Origin of the sequence: uncultured Gimesia sp. (assembly GCF_937910335.1) — a bacterium.
GTDB lineage: Bacteria > Planctomycetota > Planctomycetia > Planctomycetales > Planctomycetaceae > Gimesia.
The window spans coordinates 1-16,042 of record NZ_CALEMX010000218.1 but is presented as its reverse complement, the minus strand read 5'-3'; the positions used below and the strand labels follow the sequence as shown (position 1 = coordinate 16,042).

At 48.2% G+C, this 16,042-nt stretch carries 11 protein-coding genes; 6 read left to right on the top strand and 5 right to left on the bottom strand.

Going from position 1 to position 16,042, the window contains the following annotated elements; all coding sequences use genetic code 11:
- Both cysS and ispF read right to left on the bottom strand, forming a co-directional pair.
- Nucleotides 1–1,533, bottom strand: a 1,533-nt coding sequence (gene cysS, locus Q0668_RS08500; RefSeq protein WP_298862852.1) for a cysteine--tRNA ligase, incomplete at its 3' end; no start/stop codon positions are given.
- Nucleotides 1,534–1,603: 70 nt separating this feature from the next.
- Nucleotides 1,604–2,128: a 2-C-methyl-D-erythritol 2,4-cyclodiphosphate synthase gene (gene ispF, locus Q0668_RS08495; protein ID WP_298862849.1), complete on the bottom strand. Its 525-nt coding sequence runs from the start codon at nucleotides 2,126–2,128 to the stop codon at nucleotides 1,604–1,606.
- A gap of 319 nt (nucleotides 2,129–2,447) precedes the next feature.
- Here ispF and Q0668_RS08490 point away from each other — a divergent pair, with 319 nt between their 5' ends.
- Nucleotides 2,448–3,332, top strand: a complete 885-nt coding sequence (locus Q0668_RS08490; protein ID WP_298862846.1) for a hypothetical protein — start codon at nucleotides 2,448–2,450, stop codon at nucleotides 3,330–3,332.
- 84 nt (nucleotides 3,333–3,416) lie between these two features.
- Here the strand turns inward: Q0668_RS08490 and fbaA are convergent, their stop codons facing one another.
- Nucleotides 3,417–4,448, bottom strand: coding sequence for a class II fructose-bisphosphate aldolase (gene fbaA, locus Q0668_RS08485; RefSeq protein WP_298862843.1), 1,032 nt, complete (start codon nucleotides 4,446–4,448; stop codon nucleotides 3,417–3,419).
- A gap of 377 nt (nucleotides 4,449–4,825) precedes the next feature.
- Nucleotides 4,826–7,738 carry a hypothetical protein gene (locus Q0668_RS08480; protein ID WP_298862841.1) on the bottom strand — a complete coding sequence of 971 codons (2,913 nt, stop codon included), beginning with the start codon at nucleotides 7,736–7,738 and terminating at the stop codon, nucleotides 4,826–4,828.
- Nucleotides 7,739–8,244: 506 nt separating this feature from the next.
- Here Q0668_RS08480 and Q0668_RS08475 point away from each other — a divergent pair.
- Nucleotides 8,245–8,523, top strand: a complete 279-nt coding sequence (locus Q0668_RS08475; RefSeq protein ID WP_298862839.1) for a transcriptional regulator — start codon at nucleotides 8,245–8,247, stop codon at nucleotides 8,521–8,523.
- 12 nt (nucleotides 8,524–8,535) lie between these two features.
- On the opposite strand, the gene Q0668_RS08470 is transcribed toward Q0668_RS08475, so the two are convergent.
- On the bottom strand, nucleotides 8,536–9,501 hold the full coding sequence (locus Q0668_RS08470; RefSeq protein WP_298862836.1) for a bile acid:sodium symporter family protein: 966 nt from the start codon (nucleotides 9,499–9,501) through the stop codon (nucleotides 8,536–8,538).
- Nucleotides 9,502–9,655: 154 nt separating this feature from the next.
- On the opposite strand from Q0668_RS08470, the gene Q0668_RS08465 reads away from it, so the two are divergent.
- From Q0668_RS08465 to mutL, 4 genes are all read left to right on the top strand, one after another.
- Nucleotides 9,656–11,122, top strand: a complete 1,467-nt coding sequence (locus Q0668_RS08465) for a UbiD family decarboxylase (RefSeq protein ID WP_298862833.1) — start codon at nucleotides 9,656–9,658, stop codon at nucleotides 11,120–11,122.
- Between the two features lie 111 nt (nucleotides 11,123–11,233).
- The gene (gene ubiE, locus Q0668_RS08460) at nucleotides 11,234–11,974 is read left to right on the top strand and encodes a bifunctional demethylmenaquinone methyltransferase/2-methoxy-6-polyprenyl-1,4-benzoquinol methylase UbiE (protein WP_298862830.1); all 741 of its coding nucleotides are present in this window, start codon (nucleotides 11,234–11,236) and stop codon (nucleotides 11,972–11,974) included.
- Nucleotides 11,975–12,003: 29 nt separating this feature from the next.
- Nucleotides 12,004–12,687, top strand: coding sequence for a flavin prenyltransferase UbiX (locus Q0668_RS08455; RefSeq protein ID WP_298862827.1), 684 nt, complete (start codon nucleotides 12,004–12,006; stop codon nucleotides 12,685–12,687).
- A 123-nt stretch (nucleotides 12,688–12,810) separates the two neighbouring features.
- A complete protein-coding gene (mutL, locus tag Q0668_RS08450) occupies nucleotides 12,811–14,745 on the top strand; it encodes a DNA mismatch repair endonuclease MutL (protein ID WP_298862824.1) in 1,935 nt (644 codons plus the stop codon).
- Nucleotides 14,746–16,042 lie beyond the last annotated feature (1,297 nt).

Below are 16,042 nucleotides of genomic sequence, written 5' to 3'. Positions count from 1 at the left end.
TTCCGGACGATCTTCAACTGTAATCTGGCAAGCCGCCAATCCATCACGAATTTTATCTGCGATGTCCCAGTTTTTACTCTCACGGGCCTCTTTACGAATTTCCAAGACCAGTTCCATTAACTGATTGGCTAGTCCATCATCCGCTTCCTGGTCTTTTTTACAAGGCTTGCGAAAAACGCCCAACAGGTTTGATAACTCTTTTAGCAGGCAGGCTCCCGTTTTTAATGCTTCAACTAACGCCCGATCTTCTTTACCCTCACCATCCAGATTTTGGGAATGAATTAACGCATTGAGTGTTGACCTAAGTTCAAACAGATTTCCGATTGCACCACCCGTATTAAAATCATCATCCATCGCTTCCAGAAATCGTTGGCGTAATTCTGAGAGCTGCTGGAAGTATTCAGAAGGAGTGCCTTCCAGCAAAATAGATTGATCTCGCTTCTCCGAAGTGGAAAGATCATAAAAACTGATTCCAGTAATGCGCTCGAAAGTTTCAAAGAAGCGATAGAAACCTTCAATTCCTTTACTCGCTTCCTGAATGTTTTCGTCACTAAACGCAATCGGGCTGCGGTAGTGTGTGGAAAGTAGAAACAGACGTACTATTTCTGCGGGGTGAATGGCGAATAGCTCCTTGACCGAGGCAGCACCTTTAGATCCGGCAAGCTTATTTGCTTCCTGTGCCTCCTGATCTGCTACGACATCGCCATGGCGGTCATGTTGCCCTCCCACTTTGCCGGGTGCGTCACTAGCCTGCATTAAGCCATTATGCACCCAATAGCGGACATATTTTTTCCCCGTACAGCATTCAGACTGAGCGCGTTCATTTTCATGATGGGGGAACATCAAATCTAAGCCGCCGCCATGAATATCGAATGAATCACCGAGAAGTTTGCGGCTCATCGCAGAACATTCAATATGCCAACCCGGACGGCCGGGGCCCCAGGGACTATCCCAGGCCGGTTCTCCCGGACGTGACTTTTTCCAGAGTGCAAAATCCGCGGGGTTTTTCTTTTTATCATTAGCTTCCACACGTGTGCCCGCAATCATCTCTTCAATTTTGCGTCCACTCAGGCAGCCATAATTTTTGTCTGCTTCTGCAGAGAAGTAGACATCTCCATCGAGAGGATATGCATGCCCATTTTCGATCAGGGCTTGAATCATGTTCTGCATTTCCTCAATGTAATCGGTGGCTTTGGGGAATTCGGTGATCGTATCAACGCCCATGATTTCCAGATTATCGAAGTAATCTTGAGTCATCTCTGCAGCTAACTTTTCAACCGTAGTATTTAGCTCGGCTGCTCTATGAATGAGCTTGTCATCAATGTCTGTAATGTTGTTGACAAATTTCACTTCGTACCCATTATATTTCAGGTAACGAGCAATCGTATCGATAATCACAGGACCCACCATATGGCCTATGTGGGCATGCTTATAAACTGTGGGACCACATAAATAGATGCCGACCTTTCCTGGTTTGATCGTTTGGAAATCTTCTTTTTTACGACTTAGAGTATTGTAAATTCTTAGTGTCATTGTCTCAGATACCTGAATTACTTTCTGTTATCAGTTAAGAATAGGCCCGCTAAATTTCGCTTTATTTAATTTATGTTGAACCAGACAATATTTGTGTCAATAGAACAACGGCATCAGCCAGCATGGCTTCCTGTCTGCCCACAGGGCCGACCCGTTCTCCCGTTTTGGCTTTGATGTTGACTTGTTGCTCTTTCAAATTGAGGATGCTGGCTACCGATTTTCGAATTAATGGTTTGTAGCTGGCTAGTTTAGGACGTTCGGCCGAAATTGTGCAATCCAGGTTTACAATTTGCCAACCAGACTTCTGAACTTCCTGATAAGCGGCTTCCAGTAAAATTCGTGAATCGGCATCTTTCCAGCGATCTTCCGTATTGGGAAACATTTCGCCAATATCACCTAGACCTGCCGCTCCCAATAATGCATCGGTAATCGCGTGTAGCAAAACATCCGCATCGCTGTGTCCAACAAGTCCCATCTCAAACTCAATGGGGATCCCTCCCAGAATCAGACGGTAACCGGCTTCGAGCCGATGGCAGTCCTGCCCGGATCCGATTCGTAAACCAGATACATTTTCGGATGAGGGAGTTGCTGACATGAGTCTTGATCGCAGGTTTAATGGTATGATGATCCAAGAGGGATAACTGTTCCTTTGGATACGGTTGTTAGAGTCTCTTACCAAAGCACGCAGATCATAGCTGGACGGGGAAGACATGGCAATATGAGCCAGGGTTCGGAAGTGATTCTGTCATCAGGAGTAGCGAGAATTTAACTGGAATTCCGTCAGAAATTGAGCGAAAAGAGGACAGCCATTTCCAAATTGACATAAATCTTGATACCAGTTAGACTCAGTGTCCCTTCTCATCTCCGAAGAGATTTCATATCTCCATAGTTTCTACTTTCATCTCAAATCATTCATGAAGTTAACTCCCTACAGATCATGGTTTCTGGTCGTGGCACTGGCATTTCTAGTTGTCAAAATCACTGGCTGCGCGCTGATGGAAGAAGGAGCTGTTTTAGGATTAGGGAAATATGTAGAAAAGAGAACCACTAAAAAACTACCCTCCATTCCGGTATCTCAGGATGCCATGCAGGTGGAAATTGTTTTTATCGAACGACCGATTACCGATCCGCTGCTCGGTTCGACACTTTGGAACGAGATTGATGAAGTCGGTGCGATTGAACTCATGGATCAGGAAAACCTGAAACAGAACGGGTTCCGAGTCGGGCATGTCAGTTCTGTTCCCCCGATGGCTTTACAAACGTTGCTTGGTCTGAAGTCACACCTGGGTGGTGTCGAGAAACAGGATGAGTCACTCCTGCTTTCCGGAAGACGATTAATGTTGCGATCAGGAGTGCCTACCGATATTCAAACCAGCGGTTTTTATGACAAATGCAGCCTTCAGCTATTTGACGATGATGAAGAAGGGCAGTTGGAAATCAAAGAATTTGAACAGGCCCGCTGTGTAATGCGAGTCAAAGCGCATAAAGTTCAGGATGGCTGGGCGCGTCTCGAGTTTACACCTGAAGTACATTTTGGGGCACAGCAATTGCGACGCACGCCAACTAATATTGGCTGGCAGCTTGAGAACCGCCAAAATACGACTCCACTGTATAATCAAAAATTCGAGGTCACACTGAACGTGGGAGAAATGACTGTCATAACAGCGACGGATGATCTCACGCCCAATTCAGCCGGTCATCTCTTCTTCCGTGGAGAAGGACGGAAGTCTAACATTCAGAAACTCCTGGTGGTGCGTTTATCGAATATGTCCAAGATGGAAGCCGTACGTTCAAAATAATAAGAGAGGCTGGGTCATAAGAAAAGCGGGCTGTTCCAGTAAAAGGACAGCCCGCTTTTTTAGTTTCGAAGATCAGCGACAGAGTTATGCTTTGCCAAAAATCGTTTTACCAGTGGAGTAAAGATCGTCACAAGCTTCGCTCATGCGATTGACAACTCCCATTTCTCCGGCTTTGAGATAGCTGCGCGGATCGTAGACTTTTTTTACGCCCACTTCTCCATCAATTTTTAAGACGCCATCGTAGTTTTTCATCATATGGTCAATGACCGGTCGTGTAAAAGCATACTGTGTATCTGTATCGATATTCATTTTCACAACACCGTATTCCAGTGTTTCACGTAACTGGTCTTCGGGAGTACCTGAACCGCCGTGGAATACCAGATCGAAGGCTGCATCCTTGCCATATTTGGCGATAACAGCTTCCTGACCTTCTTTCAGGATTTCTGGTCGGAGTTTGACGGCTCCCGGTTTGTAACTGCCATGCACGTTTCCAAAAGTAGCTGCAAACATATAGCGACCTAAACCGTTCAGCGCTTCATAGACCGCAACCATATCCTCTGGAGATGTATAAAGTTTTTCAGCAGGTTGGTCAGAGTTATCGACTCCATCTTCTTCTCCACCTACCACACCGGCTTCTACTTCCAGAATAATTTCGTTAGCAGCACATAATTTCAGAAGCTCAACTGACAATTCAAGATTTTCTTTTAAAGGCAACTCTGAAGCATCCAGCATATGAGACTGGAACAGGTTAGGCAGACCTGCTTCGCGACGTCGAGCTGTTTCGGCAATCAATGGTTTCAGAAACCCATCTACTTTACCCGGCTGGCAATGGTCGGTATGGAGAGCAATGAGAACATCATACCGTTCCGCCAATCGATGGGTTGCTTCAGCCAAAATAATCGAACCCAGAACGGCATCCTTCTGATCCAGGCCAGAGGCAAACTGCCCACCACCTGTAGAAACCTGAATGATTCCATCTGATTTTTTATCTGCAAATGCTTTGAGAGCACCATTGATGGTTGTCAATGAGGTCACATTCATTGCGGGATAAGCATAGTTTCCATCTTGAGCGGCATCCAGCATCGCTGCGTATTGAGCTGGGGTTGCAATTGGCATTGGTTTTTCCTGTTCAATTCTAAATGGTTAAAAAATTGGTTGTTCTGAATACTTAAAGGTCAATTTGACGAAAGTCGTCCAACCTGACCACGGCTGAATCTCGGATGAATGAGAATGGTTATCTTCATCACACAAATGGACAGCATGGAACCGGAAATGGATTTTAGAGAGAACGGTTTTTAGATTCCGGCCATTCAAGAACTTTTCAACAGAGTATTCGGATTTCGATACCGCTTTTTACCCTGTTTCTATACAGTTAATTATCAAATTTAACTCCGTCATACAAGTGTAGCGCGCGTCCACATCTATGAATGTTTGATGAAGTGGGAATCACAAAACCGCCCGAGAGCCCTGTTTTTAAAGTGAAACAGAGGCAGTTAAGGCAACTTTTTCAGCAAATTGAGACCGGATGAATCGACGGCAGATTTCGGGGTAGTAAGTGTTTCTACTCCGTTGGTTTGCTCATAAAGTTTCGGCTCAGGTGTATAGGCGATAACTCGTAAATCGTCAAACAGGATCGAGCCCAGACCATTGAGTGACATCGTGAGAATGAGATTCTCACTTTGGGGAACTTCACGGATCAGATCAATTTTTTGCCATTCGCTTTTAGCATGCCAATGCAACGCGCCTCCCGGACCCATAATACTATCCTGTAAAGTAGCTCCCTGTTGATTTCCGGTAATGGAAGTAGAAACTTTAACCCAACCGGTTATATGCACAATTTGATCACTGCGAACAGCCAGCGGCGGAGTAGTAACTCGCACCAAAGGCCCTTCGATATTAGTCGGAATCAGCTTGCGATTCAGAGGAGCCGCCAGTAACCGCAGACTGAAGTCGCCGGAAATTTTGTCCCGGGGATACAATTCTGCGATGGCTTCTGTTCCATCGATCGCATTTTGTTCGTGTTTCCAGCGCTCGACAACCATCGTATCAATGTCTTCGAAATCACCAGATCGCAATAGATTGGATTGAATATTTTTCGCACTGCGCCCGATTTGCTCGATCATTCTCCAATGGTCAGGTAGCGTGCTATAGGAGATGGCATAAGGGCTTGCCATCGCTGAGGAAAGACTTCGCGTGGCTTCACTCCATTGGCTCCGTTGCAGAATACGAAGCATCTGCATGGAATCGCGGGCATACATCCGCGATGTATGATAGTCATGACTCGTCAAAGCTGTCTCTGCCTGTTGTGCCAAATGCTGAGCCCGATTCAGAATCGCTGGCCCATCCATTTGAGCGATTTGGCTCACACCCAGATCAACTAGCTCAGCATTTGTTTTTTGGCAGCGTTCCAGTTTAGCGCGACACAATTGCACGCTGGTTTCAGCAGAATATTTGCTGAGCGTGGAAACTTTTTTTCGCAGTCTTTCAATCAATCCCTGATCCGCAGTCATGATGATAATAGAAGTCATGTCAAATTTGGGAATTGTGATCTGCACGCCTCCATTGACACGTTTGCGGTTCAAATTTTTAATTTTTGTTGTACTCAATTCCCAGACCGATGCAGAGACATTGCCGCCGGGGATGACGATTGTTGCATCATTGCCCGCCATCTGGTCGGGAACGAACTGGGATCCATTACGATACCAGACTGGTAGAATTAAGGTACCATATTCAGAATGAATGATCGCGGCCTGCATTTCCTTAGCGGCTTCTTTTCCTCGCTGAATCTGTTTATCTCGCTCTGCCAGAAGTTCATCTCGCATTATTCGCTTGGAATCGGAATTTTTAAAGGAGGCTCCCAGCTGTTTAATACGTGGTGTCTCGCGTTGTTTTAATGTAAAGGGGACATGTGAAATTACGGTCCCGGTAGCCAGCCAGTGTTCGATGAGATCAATTTCCATATTCAACTGACGAATTGCCAGTTTTCTTTCCAATGCACCCGGAGCGGTTGTATCATCGAGTCGAGTAGTGGTCCAGAAACCATTTCCGCGACAACCAGCAGAAAGGGTTGCGTAGGTTTGCAGGCGAATTTGTTCAGGCTCAATCACAATCGGAGTTTTATTCGATGCATTTCTCCAGCGTGCATTTGCCGAGGTCGGTTCAGTCTGAATCCATGTCCAGAGAAAACGCCCGGGGGCAATTCGGGTTTTATCAATCAGCGTATCGCGGTATTCCAGGAAACTGATATCACTATTGAGAATATGGGGACTGGAGCCAATCATCGAGACTTCGCGGGCGATTTGTCGTTCTTTTCCGAGAACATCCGCCATAATCGGGCGTTTGAATTGTTGGTCTGCACTCTGGATCTGACCCACGCGACTGCGAAGCTCACCCCATTGTTTTCCGGGAATACGTGTCCCCAGATTCCAGAAAATAATGGGAGCAGACTTTTCGTTAAAGGGAATCAGCGTGGCATCTCGTGAAGGAAGAAAGTCACCATCCTGATCCTGAGGACGGGGGGGTGTTGCCATGGCCCAGAGACCTTGGGTACGCAATTTCGAGAGAAACTCGTAATCATCAAACTGAGGCGCCCAGATTACATTCAGGCCTGTCTGTTTGAGCTCTGACAGATTTTCGCCATGATAACGTGACATTCGGGGAAACATAGGTTGCCCCTGAAGCTGAATTCGATCCAGTAGAAATTCGACGATAGGTTTCGAATTCTGCTTATTGCGAGCAGCCGCTGATTCCATGACCGTCTCGCGCGGGCGAACAATGGGTGAGAGTTTCAGATCATCGAGAAGAAACTCAACCTTATCTGACGAAGAGCGAGTTACTATCAGAACCCGCTCCACATACATATCTCGCGAATCCACTTTGCGGAGTTTACTGCGCCCACGTAACAGACCCAGAGATTGATTGACCAGTGTCTTGTTTGTGACGCAGCGCAATTGCTGCCACTTTCCTTCTTCAGTATAAGTATCCCCAATCAGATAAATGCGCGCCATCGAACCTGTTTCCGGATCGACTTGGTGAGGCAGCACAGCCTCCAGCCCAATTCGGGTACCGCGTCTATTGGATTTAAACCAGAGTGATGCGGTCAATTCATTGATGATGCGGCTGGACGGTAACTGGTGCGAAAGTTCAATGAGCGAGCCCAGATTCCCGGTTACGATTTGTAAATGCTCACAGGCGGCCCCTTCATGCGGGACGGTTGTATTCCGTACATGCCATTTTTTTTGGGCCTGAGAAGAATCGATGCGAACCTGCCAGCTTACTTTGGAAGTATCATCGAATTTCGCATGATATGTCTCGGCGCGCAGCAGAGATGAGTATAGTAGCTCCAAAGCCAGAACTACGAAGAGTGCACTTCGTCCTTGAATGAATTCACAGATTTTTCGCGGCATCAATGCCCAGACTCAGACCCATCCTGGGTTAGTAAACAAGATTGAAACGTCACAAATGATACCGATTTTCATCAGGATCTCTGTTGGCGCTCAAGAAGTTCGTAACAATAGCGGGCTGAATATTTTTCCCAGCTTCTATAAACCGGCCCTCGTTCAGCATTCTTTACGAAATGTTGCTCGCTGACTGGTTTTCGTTTCAGTTGATCAACAGACATGTTGCTTTTACACAACCAACTGTCGGATTGCCTAAAAATGGCTTCAAACTAAAGGGATTTTAGAAGAATCTTCAATCTTAGCCAATACGAAGCCTCCCATTTTTGCGAAACTGGTCAATGCAGGATCAGAATCAGAATATTACTGAAGTCCCTTAATAGCAGTCACTTATAGAAAAAACTTTATTAAATGTTCATAAATGGCACAAAATCTGTTCTATTGGTCTCTAAGTTTTCCATGCAGATTGTGGATTTTTGTTGAGAGTACAAGCACAAGCTGAGAAATAAAACGATATGAATACTCGACTAACCGACGAATCAGATAGTGCAAGTTTGCCACGCGAAGTGATCGACCTGGGCAAGAAAATTTCTGAACTCCCGCGAGAGCAGCAGTTGTTGTTGGAAGTTTCCTACTCACGCGTCGTGGAATCTGTCAAACGCCGCAGACGGATCCTGGGATTAATCCAGGAAGCGCTGGCTCAATTACGCCTGGATGTGAAATACCTCATGTTCGATCTCGATGTCACGAAAAAAGAACGCGACGAACTCAAAGCACGCCTGGAAGAAACCTAGGCCACCCCACGCTCATTCACATTCATCTGTAGGTATCCGGTATTCCCGTTTGCGTGCCGCCCAGATCTGTACCAGAATCGTACCGGTCAACATGCAACCAAACATATACAGCGCCGGTGGCAAAGCGATCATCTCTCTTCCCGGAAACAACTGTCCCGCCAGAACGGCTCCCAAACCCGCATTCTGCATCCCCACTTCCAGAGTCAGCGCCCTTCGCTTTGCTTCATCGAGTCGAATCGCCGCTCCCGCCAGATAACCGAATAGATATCCCAGCAGGTTAATCACCAGCAAAGCCGCAGCCAGAGACAGAAATACTTTTTGCAGGCGTTCTTCATTCAGACTGACAATAGTAGCAATGATCCACAGAATCGAGAGATTAGCGAACGTGGGCCCAAAAAGCTGCATCACGCGGCTGAATCCATGATGCATCCGCGAAAAAAGATGGCCCAGAATCACCGGTAAAACTACCTGAGTCAATAATTTGACAAAGCTGTCTTTGGCAAGTTCGATCGCATCGATATCGGTTCCGGAAGCGGCCAGATAGAGAAAGAGCGGGACAAATAACGGGGAGAGCAATGTAGCAGATGTCGTCAGACAGACCGAATAACTCACATTACCCCGGGCTGCCAGGGTCAACACATTCGAAGCCATCGCGCCGGGAACGCAGCCTACCAGTATGATTCCAATACGCAATTGTGGTTGATCCAGAAAGAACAGGCTCACCAGGAAAGCCAGCCCCGGCATCACCGTGTATTGCACAAATGTGCCAGCCAGTACGCTATGCCAGCGTCGGAAGACTTCACGGATTTCATGAGCAGGCAGTAACGCACCTATCACCAGCATGGTCACCGTAAATAAGTAAGGCAGGAAAGGCTTTGAATTTTTAAAGGGATCAACACCACCGGGAAAAATTTGATCCCAAAAGACTGCCAGCGCAGAGAGCAGAATCAGCCAGAGTAAGAGAAAGCGTTGCAGCATGGTTTCAATGTCCGTGGCTTCAATGGTGCAGGCTGATCGGGGATCTCAATAATCTGAGAGGTTCACAGCCGCGATCATTTGTTGATAGTTCAGAATCGGTTATGATTCCAGACTGTAATCAAAGCGTTCCCCAATTTCTATGAATAACACCATAATGATGAATGCGGACCAACTGGCCGATTTTGTAACCGACTTTGAAGAGGCAGGGCAATTAGTCCGCATTTCAGCTCCCGTGCAGTCAGAACTCGAAATTGCCGCGATCACCGATCATCTGATCAAATCAAACCAGGACGGAAACGCCCCCGCACTTCTTTTTGATAACGTTGCGGGACATAAAATTCCCGTCTTAACGAACCTGTATGGCAGCCTGCCTCGATTGCTTCAGATATTACGCACTGATTCTCTGGACGCAATCGCCGACCGCGTCGCAGGTCTGTTATCTCCCGATCTGCCCGAAGGCTGGCTCGATTCGCTAAGGATGGTTCCGCAATTCTCACAGCTACTCAATATCAAACCACGCATCGTCAAAACAGCCAGCTGTCAGCAAGTGGTCAAATTGGGACGCGATGTAAATCTCAACGAATTTCCACTTTTGAAATGCTGGCCGGATGAAGCATATCCCACAATTACAGCCGCACAGATTGTAACCTTTGATCCCGAAACCAATGCCCGCTCTATCAACAACCGTCCGATTCAGGTCATTTCCGATCAGCAACTGGCCATTCGCTGGAGTCAGCATGATGCCGGCTACCAGCTTCTTCAGAAATACCAGGCCCGCGCACAGCAGATGCCCGTCGCGATAGTCCTCGGCGGCGATCCCGTGGGATTGTATTCCGCTTGTGCACCACTGCCAACACCCACCGATCCATATGCATTCACAGGTTTCCTTCGCAATCGTGCGCTGGAACTGGTCAAAGCACGCACGATAGAATTAGATGTGCCCGCTCAGGCAGAAATTGTGATGGAAGGTTTTATCGATACCACAGCAGAGCCATTAGAAGTCGGCCTCGTCGCCAACCCGACCGGTTATTACAGCGCCGTAGAAACAGTCTTGCCGCTACATCTCTCTGCCGTCACACATCGGGCCAATCCCATCTGGCCCGCGCTCATTCCCGCGGCTCCCCCTGCAGAACAAGGCGTGTTTTCACAAGCCACCGAACGAATTTTTCTACCTCTTCTGAAATTGATGATCCCCGAACTAATCGACGTCCATTTCCCTCCATCGGGGGCAGGACGCTATCTAATGTTTGTCAGCATTCAGAAATCCTATCCGCAGCAGGCCCGCAGAGTCGTCAATGCATTATGGAGTTTGCATAGCCTCTTATCCTTGAAGATGATTGTCGTATTGGACGACGACGCGAATGTGCATGATGAGCAGGACGTCTGGTATCGCGTCAGCACGAATCTGAATCCCGGGCGGGATCTGATTTCGTCTGAAGGACCAGGCGATATTTATGATCACAGTGCAACAGTGCAGGGCATCGGCCACAAACTGGGTCTGGATGCAACACGAAAATCCACCGCAGAAGGACATCCACGCGAATGGCCGGACGCTTTAAAGATGCCGCCAGAAATACAGCAACGTCTAAAAAGCCGACTCGATGAACTCGGCCTTTCCTGAAAGAAACAGATACTAGAACGCGTCCAATTTAACCATAGCGGCTTCAATTTATTATACTTGCTCCAAATGGCTCTGGAGACGCTACAATAAACCTGGATACAGGCTAAAGACATGAACGTAGATAAAACCGGCTCAAGAGTGCAGCAGATGTTTGGCGAAATTGCGCCCCGCTATGATTTTATGAATCATTTCCTCTCAGGCGGCGTCGATTATTACTGGCGCTGGCGCACCGTAAGAAAAGTCATGCCACAAGGCAATGCACCAATCTTGGATGTCTGCACCGGAACCGGCGATCTCGCCATTTCCTATCTCAATAAAACCGGAGGCAAAACTCAAGTCGTCGGTGCCGACTTCACTCATGAAATGTTGGAACTCGCTCTCAAGAAAAATTCCAACGAACTTTTAACTTTTCTCGAAGCGGATACCCAACAGCTTCCGTTCGCCGATAACCAGTTTCAAATTGTCTCCGTTGCCTTCGGACTCAGAAACGTCGCCGATACCAGCCAGGGACTCAAAGAGATGATCCGCGTTTGCCAGCCAGGAGGCCAGGTAGCCGTCCTGGAATTCTCCATGCCAACCAATCGACTGTTTCGAGCCTGCTACCAGTTTTATTTTCGACATATCTTGCCAAAAATCGGACAATTACTCGCCCGGAACAAAGAGTCTGCCTATAACTATCTGCCGGAGTCGGTCTCAGAATTTCCCCATGGAAAGGAACTTGCCACCCTCATGGATGAATGTGGATTAACGGGAACCCGTTGGTATCCGCTCACGTTTGGAATCGCCACATTATACGCCGGCACGAAACCCACAACAGCAGAACAGACTACCGAAACCACCGATTCAGAATAAGTTCAGAAAAGAAAACGAGGGACGCCCTCATGTCAAATGTAGTCGTAGCAATCACAGGCGCCAGCGGTGCCATCTATGCCGTCCGCTTAATCGAAGTTCTCATGGCAGCCGGACGCACCGTACATCTCACAATCAGCGCCGCTGCCACACAGGTCTTAAAACAGGAACTCGGCTTGAACATCGATTTAGAAAACTTCGATCCCAGCCAGCTTCTGCCCGACCCCGCAAGTCTGCCCGATGACAGCACCATCAGCAAGATGAAAAATACCACCAGCGAAGATTTTGCCTTGAGCTCAGTCCTGGGAGAAGCCGATCTCAATCAAGGCCAACTCATCTATCATCATTATCACGACTTCATGTCAGGCATCGCCAGCGGCTCTTTTTTAACCGACGGCATGGTCATCTGCCCCTGTTCCATGGGAACGCTGGGAAGTATCGCATCCGGCGCCTGCAACAACCTAATCCATCGCGCTGCCGACGTCCATTTGAAGGAACGTCGCAAACTGATTATCGTAGCCCGCGAAACACCCCTCGGCTTGATCCCTTTGGAAAATATGGTGCGTTTAACACAGGCCGGCGCAACCATCATGCCAGCCTCACCAGGCTTTTATCATAATCCGATGACGATCCACGATCTCGTCGATTTCATTTCCGGGCGGATTTGCGATCATCTGGAAATCAAACACGATATTCATCAACGCTGGGGCAGTTAAGAATCGAAACCAAAGCAATTCTGTCCACTTCAGGCAACAGCCTTCATTGCGATTCCACTGATTTCCGGTTAAAAATAATCATAACGACGAACACAACAACCCATCCGTCGGACGGATCAGCAAATGGAACGGAAAGCCGCCGTGGAATCGATTTCCCGCATTCATCAACTCGATACCAGTGTCATTAACAAAATCGCAGCCGGTGAAGTCATCGAGCGACCGGCTAGCGCCGTCAAAGAACTCCTCGATAACAGCGTAGACGCACTCTCCACCCGCATCGAAGTCGACATCATGAATGGCGGCGCCGACCTCATTCGCGTCGTCGATAACGGCGAAGGCATTCATCCCGATGATCTCCTCCTGGCCGTCTCCAGCCATGCTACCAGTAAAATCACCTCCGCCGAAGATCTCTTCAGCGTCCAGACCATGGGCTTTCGAGGCGAGGCCCTGGCTTCCATTTCCGAAGTCAGCCATTTTCGCATTCGCACCCGAACCGCCAACGAATCACAGGGCCTCGAGTTCGAAGTCAACACCGGCACCGCCAGCAAACCACAACCCTGTGGCTGTCCTTTAGGAACCGCCATCGAAATCAGACAGCTCTTCGCCAACACACCCGTGCGTCGAAAATTTCTCAAAACCACCAAGACCGAATTCGCACACATCAGCGAACAATTCACTAGAGCCGCGCTCGCCCATCCCCGCTTGTACATGGTCTTAAGACACAATAATAAAGTCATCTTTGATCTACCTCCCTCCGATAATCTCATCGATCGTCTCCGTCTCTTTTACGGCAAGAAACTCGCCGACCACTTAATCTGGGTCGAGTCCGAAATCGACGACGTTCGCATTTGGGGTTACGTTTCCCATCCCAGCGAAAATAAATCAACACGCAAAGGCCAATACCTGTTTTTGAACGGACGCTGGATTCAAGACCGAACCCTCCAGCACGCATTGACCGAAGCCTATCGCGGACTGCTCATGGTAGGACGACAACCAATCTCCTTCCTCTATCTAGACATGCCGGCTTCCATGGTCGATGTAAACGTGCATCCCACCAAATCCGAAGTCCGATTCCGTGACGGCCAGCACCTGTATCGCCAACTCCTTTCCACATTACGCACTCAGTTTCTCAGCATGGATCTGCAATCGCAGATGTCATTATCGAAACAGAGCAATATCGATCCCGATACCATTACCGCCCCCGATCTCACTCAACAAAAACAGAATCAAATGGAACTCACCAGTTGGGCCAAAAATCAACTCGGGCAAGCCGCCACTGATACTCCCAACATACAAATCAATTCCGCACCACGTTCCATTTCCTCCACCCCCGATCTAGCGGCTCCCTTTACCAGCCAAGATGCCATCCCGCTTTCCCACTTTCAAAAAAAGGTCGAAGAAACTCGCACCTATTCGAATGAACCAGCCGATCTGGTAATGCCCGCAAGCGAACAGAAGACAGAGCAGTTCGCCGACATCGCCACCGCCGATTTAAGACCGATTCAAGTCTTGAATTGTTACATCGTCGTGGAAGACAAAGGCGCACTCACCATCATCGATCAGCATGCTTTGCATGAACGGATCATGTACGAGTATTTTCGAAAACGCGTTCTAGCGCAGTCAGTAGAATCGCAAAAGCTGCTCGTCCCACTCACCATTGAAATGAGCCCCAAAGAAACCGAGTTGGTTCTCGAACACGCCGAAATGCTCAACAGTTTCGGCCTGGGCATCGAAGAGTTCGGCGGCAACACGCTCCTGGTCACCAGCTATCCCGTGATGTTGAAGAAAGTCAATCTCGAACAACTCGTCCGCGATATCGCCGACAACCTCGACAATGCCAAACAACCTTCGCGAAGAGATCTGCTTGACGATCTGATCACGATGATGTCCTGCAAAGCCGCCATCAAAGCCGGCCAAAGATTGACGCAGGAAGAAATCCTCAGCCTCCTCGAACAGCGTCACCTCATCGACGACGCCCATCACTGCCCCCACGGCCGACCCTCCGCGCTCGTCCTCAGCCACGCCGAACTCGATCGACAATTCGGACGCATGGGTTAACCACATCACCGGTGCTTCAATCTGCACTGTTGTAGTAAGCAGCAATGCAACTTGCACACCGCCCCTATAAAACGCGCTACGATGAAAACCGCTTGACCAATTCAAATCTTTCAAAATCAATGTTCCTCCCTGAATTCAGGTGCTCAATCATACCTCTTGACACCCGAAAGTTTATCCCCATTATGCGTTGTTACGCGTCGCGCGCGGGATGCATTTTATGTGTACTGCTTTTCGCGAACACTGAAGATCTCACTCCTATAAAAGTCTCTATGTTTTGAAAATCTTCACCTGAAAAATCGCCACCGGTTCCCAATGTCTCGTAACTTATCGACGCGTATTGAACACGCTTTGACACGTTTTGGTCACTTTCCAACCACAGGACGACAGAGATCAACCGCCGTTTTAATACCATTTTACACTTGACCCCCACACGCCCTTCACAACAATCATTGACAGTCATAACACCGACACTTTGGGTAGGCCCGAATAAAATTCGGGCCGAGCGCAGCGAACAGGAATCTGACAGAGAAACAAAACAATCCACCATGAAAAACCAAAACAATAATAGCATAAAAGACAGCCCCCAAGTAAAAAGTAAACGCAGACCCATGTGAGAAGTAGGGTGCGGACCCATGTGTCCGCCCGCCAGAGTAAAACAACCCACTCACCCCCGATTTCAATCCCCGTCAGACATTCGACAACAGCGGGTAGGCCCGAATGTAATTCGGGCCGAGCGCAGCGAGCAGGAAACTGTCAGAGAAACAAAACAATCCACCATGAAAAAACAGAACCATTTCGTGCCTTTCGTGTTTTTCGTGGTAAAAATAAACACTCTACAATGACACAGGCATCATCTACCCGCGACAAAAGATTCTACCCGATAGCAACAAACAGCAAGCAGCTGAATATCCAACAGTACTGATTAAAATTGAGGGGTCTGGCATGCACCCCCTATCAATCGTCGCGTATTCACCATCAGCCACAGGACATTAGCCGCAGGGCATTAGCCCCGGTTACATAATGTGACAGCAGGAGCCGAGAAGGATAGAAAGGAATCGGGTCTCAATACGATGCGAATACTCAATCATCATCTGAGCGGAATGGCGCTAGCCACCGTCAAAAAACCACCATGAAAAAACAGAACAAAGAACTGCAGACAGTCAACAGTAAGATACAAGGGAGCGGACCCATGTGTCCGCCCGCCAGAGCAAAAACAATCCACTCCCCCCGATCTCAATCCCTGTCAGACATTCGACAACAGCGGGTAGGCCCGAATGTAATTCGGGCCGAGCGCAGC

What these genes read in the sequence shown, in the direction of transcription:
- ispF (WP_298862849.1), bottom strand. Translation starts at nt 2,128, where the DNA reads ATGTCAGCAACTCCCTCATCCGAAAATGTATCTGGTTTACGAATCGGA.
- Q0668_RS08490 (WP_298862846.1), top strand. Translation starts at nt 2,448, where the DNA reads ATGAAGTTAACTCCCTACAGATCATGGTTTCTGGTCGTGGCACTGGCA.
- fbaA (WP_298862843.1), bottom strand. Translation starts at nt 4,448, where the DNA reads ATGCCAATTGCAACCCCAGCTCAATACGCAGCGATGCTGGATGCCGCT.
- Q0668_RS08480 (WP_298862841.1), bottom strand. Translation starts at nt 7,738, where the DNA reads ATGCCGCGAAAAATCTGTGAATTCATTCAAGGACGAAGTGCACTCTTC.
- Q0668_RS08475 (WP_298862839.1), top strand. Translation starts at nt 8,245, where the DNA reads ATGAATACTCGACTAACCGACGAATCAGATAGTGCAAGTTTGCCACGC.
- Q0668_RS08470 (WP_298862836.1), bottom strand. Translation starts at nt 9,501, where the DNA reads ATGCTGCAACGCTTTCTCTTACTCTGGCTGATTCTGCTCTCTGCGCTG.
- Q0668_RS08465 (WP_298862833.1), top strand. Translation starts at nt 9,656, where the DNA reads ATGATGAATGCGGACCAACTGGCCGATTTTGTAACCGACTTTGAAGAG.
- ubiE (WP_298862830.1), top strand. Translation starts at nt 11,234, where the DNA reads ATGAACGTAGATAAAACCGGCTCAAGAGTGCAGCAGATGTTTGGCGAA.
- Q0668_RS08455 (WP_298862827.1), top strand. Translation starts at nt 12,004, where the DNA reads ATGTCAAATGTAGTCGTAGCAATCACAGGCGCCAGCGGTGCCATCTAT.
- mutL (WP_298862824.1), top strand. Translation starts at nt 12,811, where the DNA reads ATGGAACGGAAAGCCGCCGTGGAATCGATTTCCCGCATTCATCAACTC.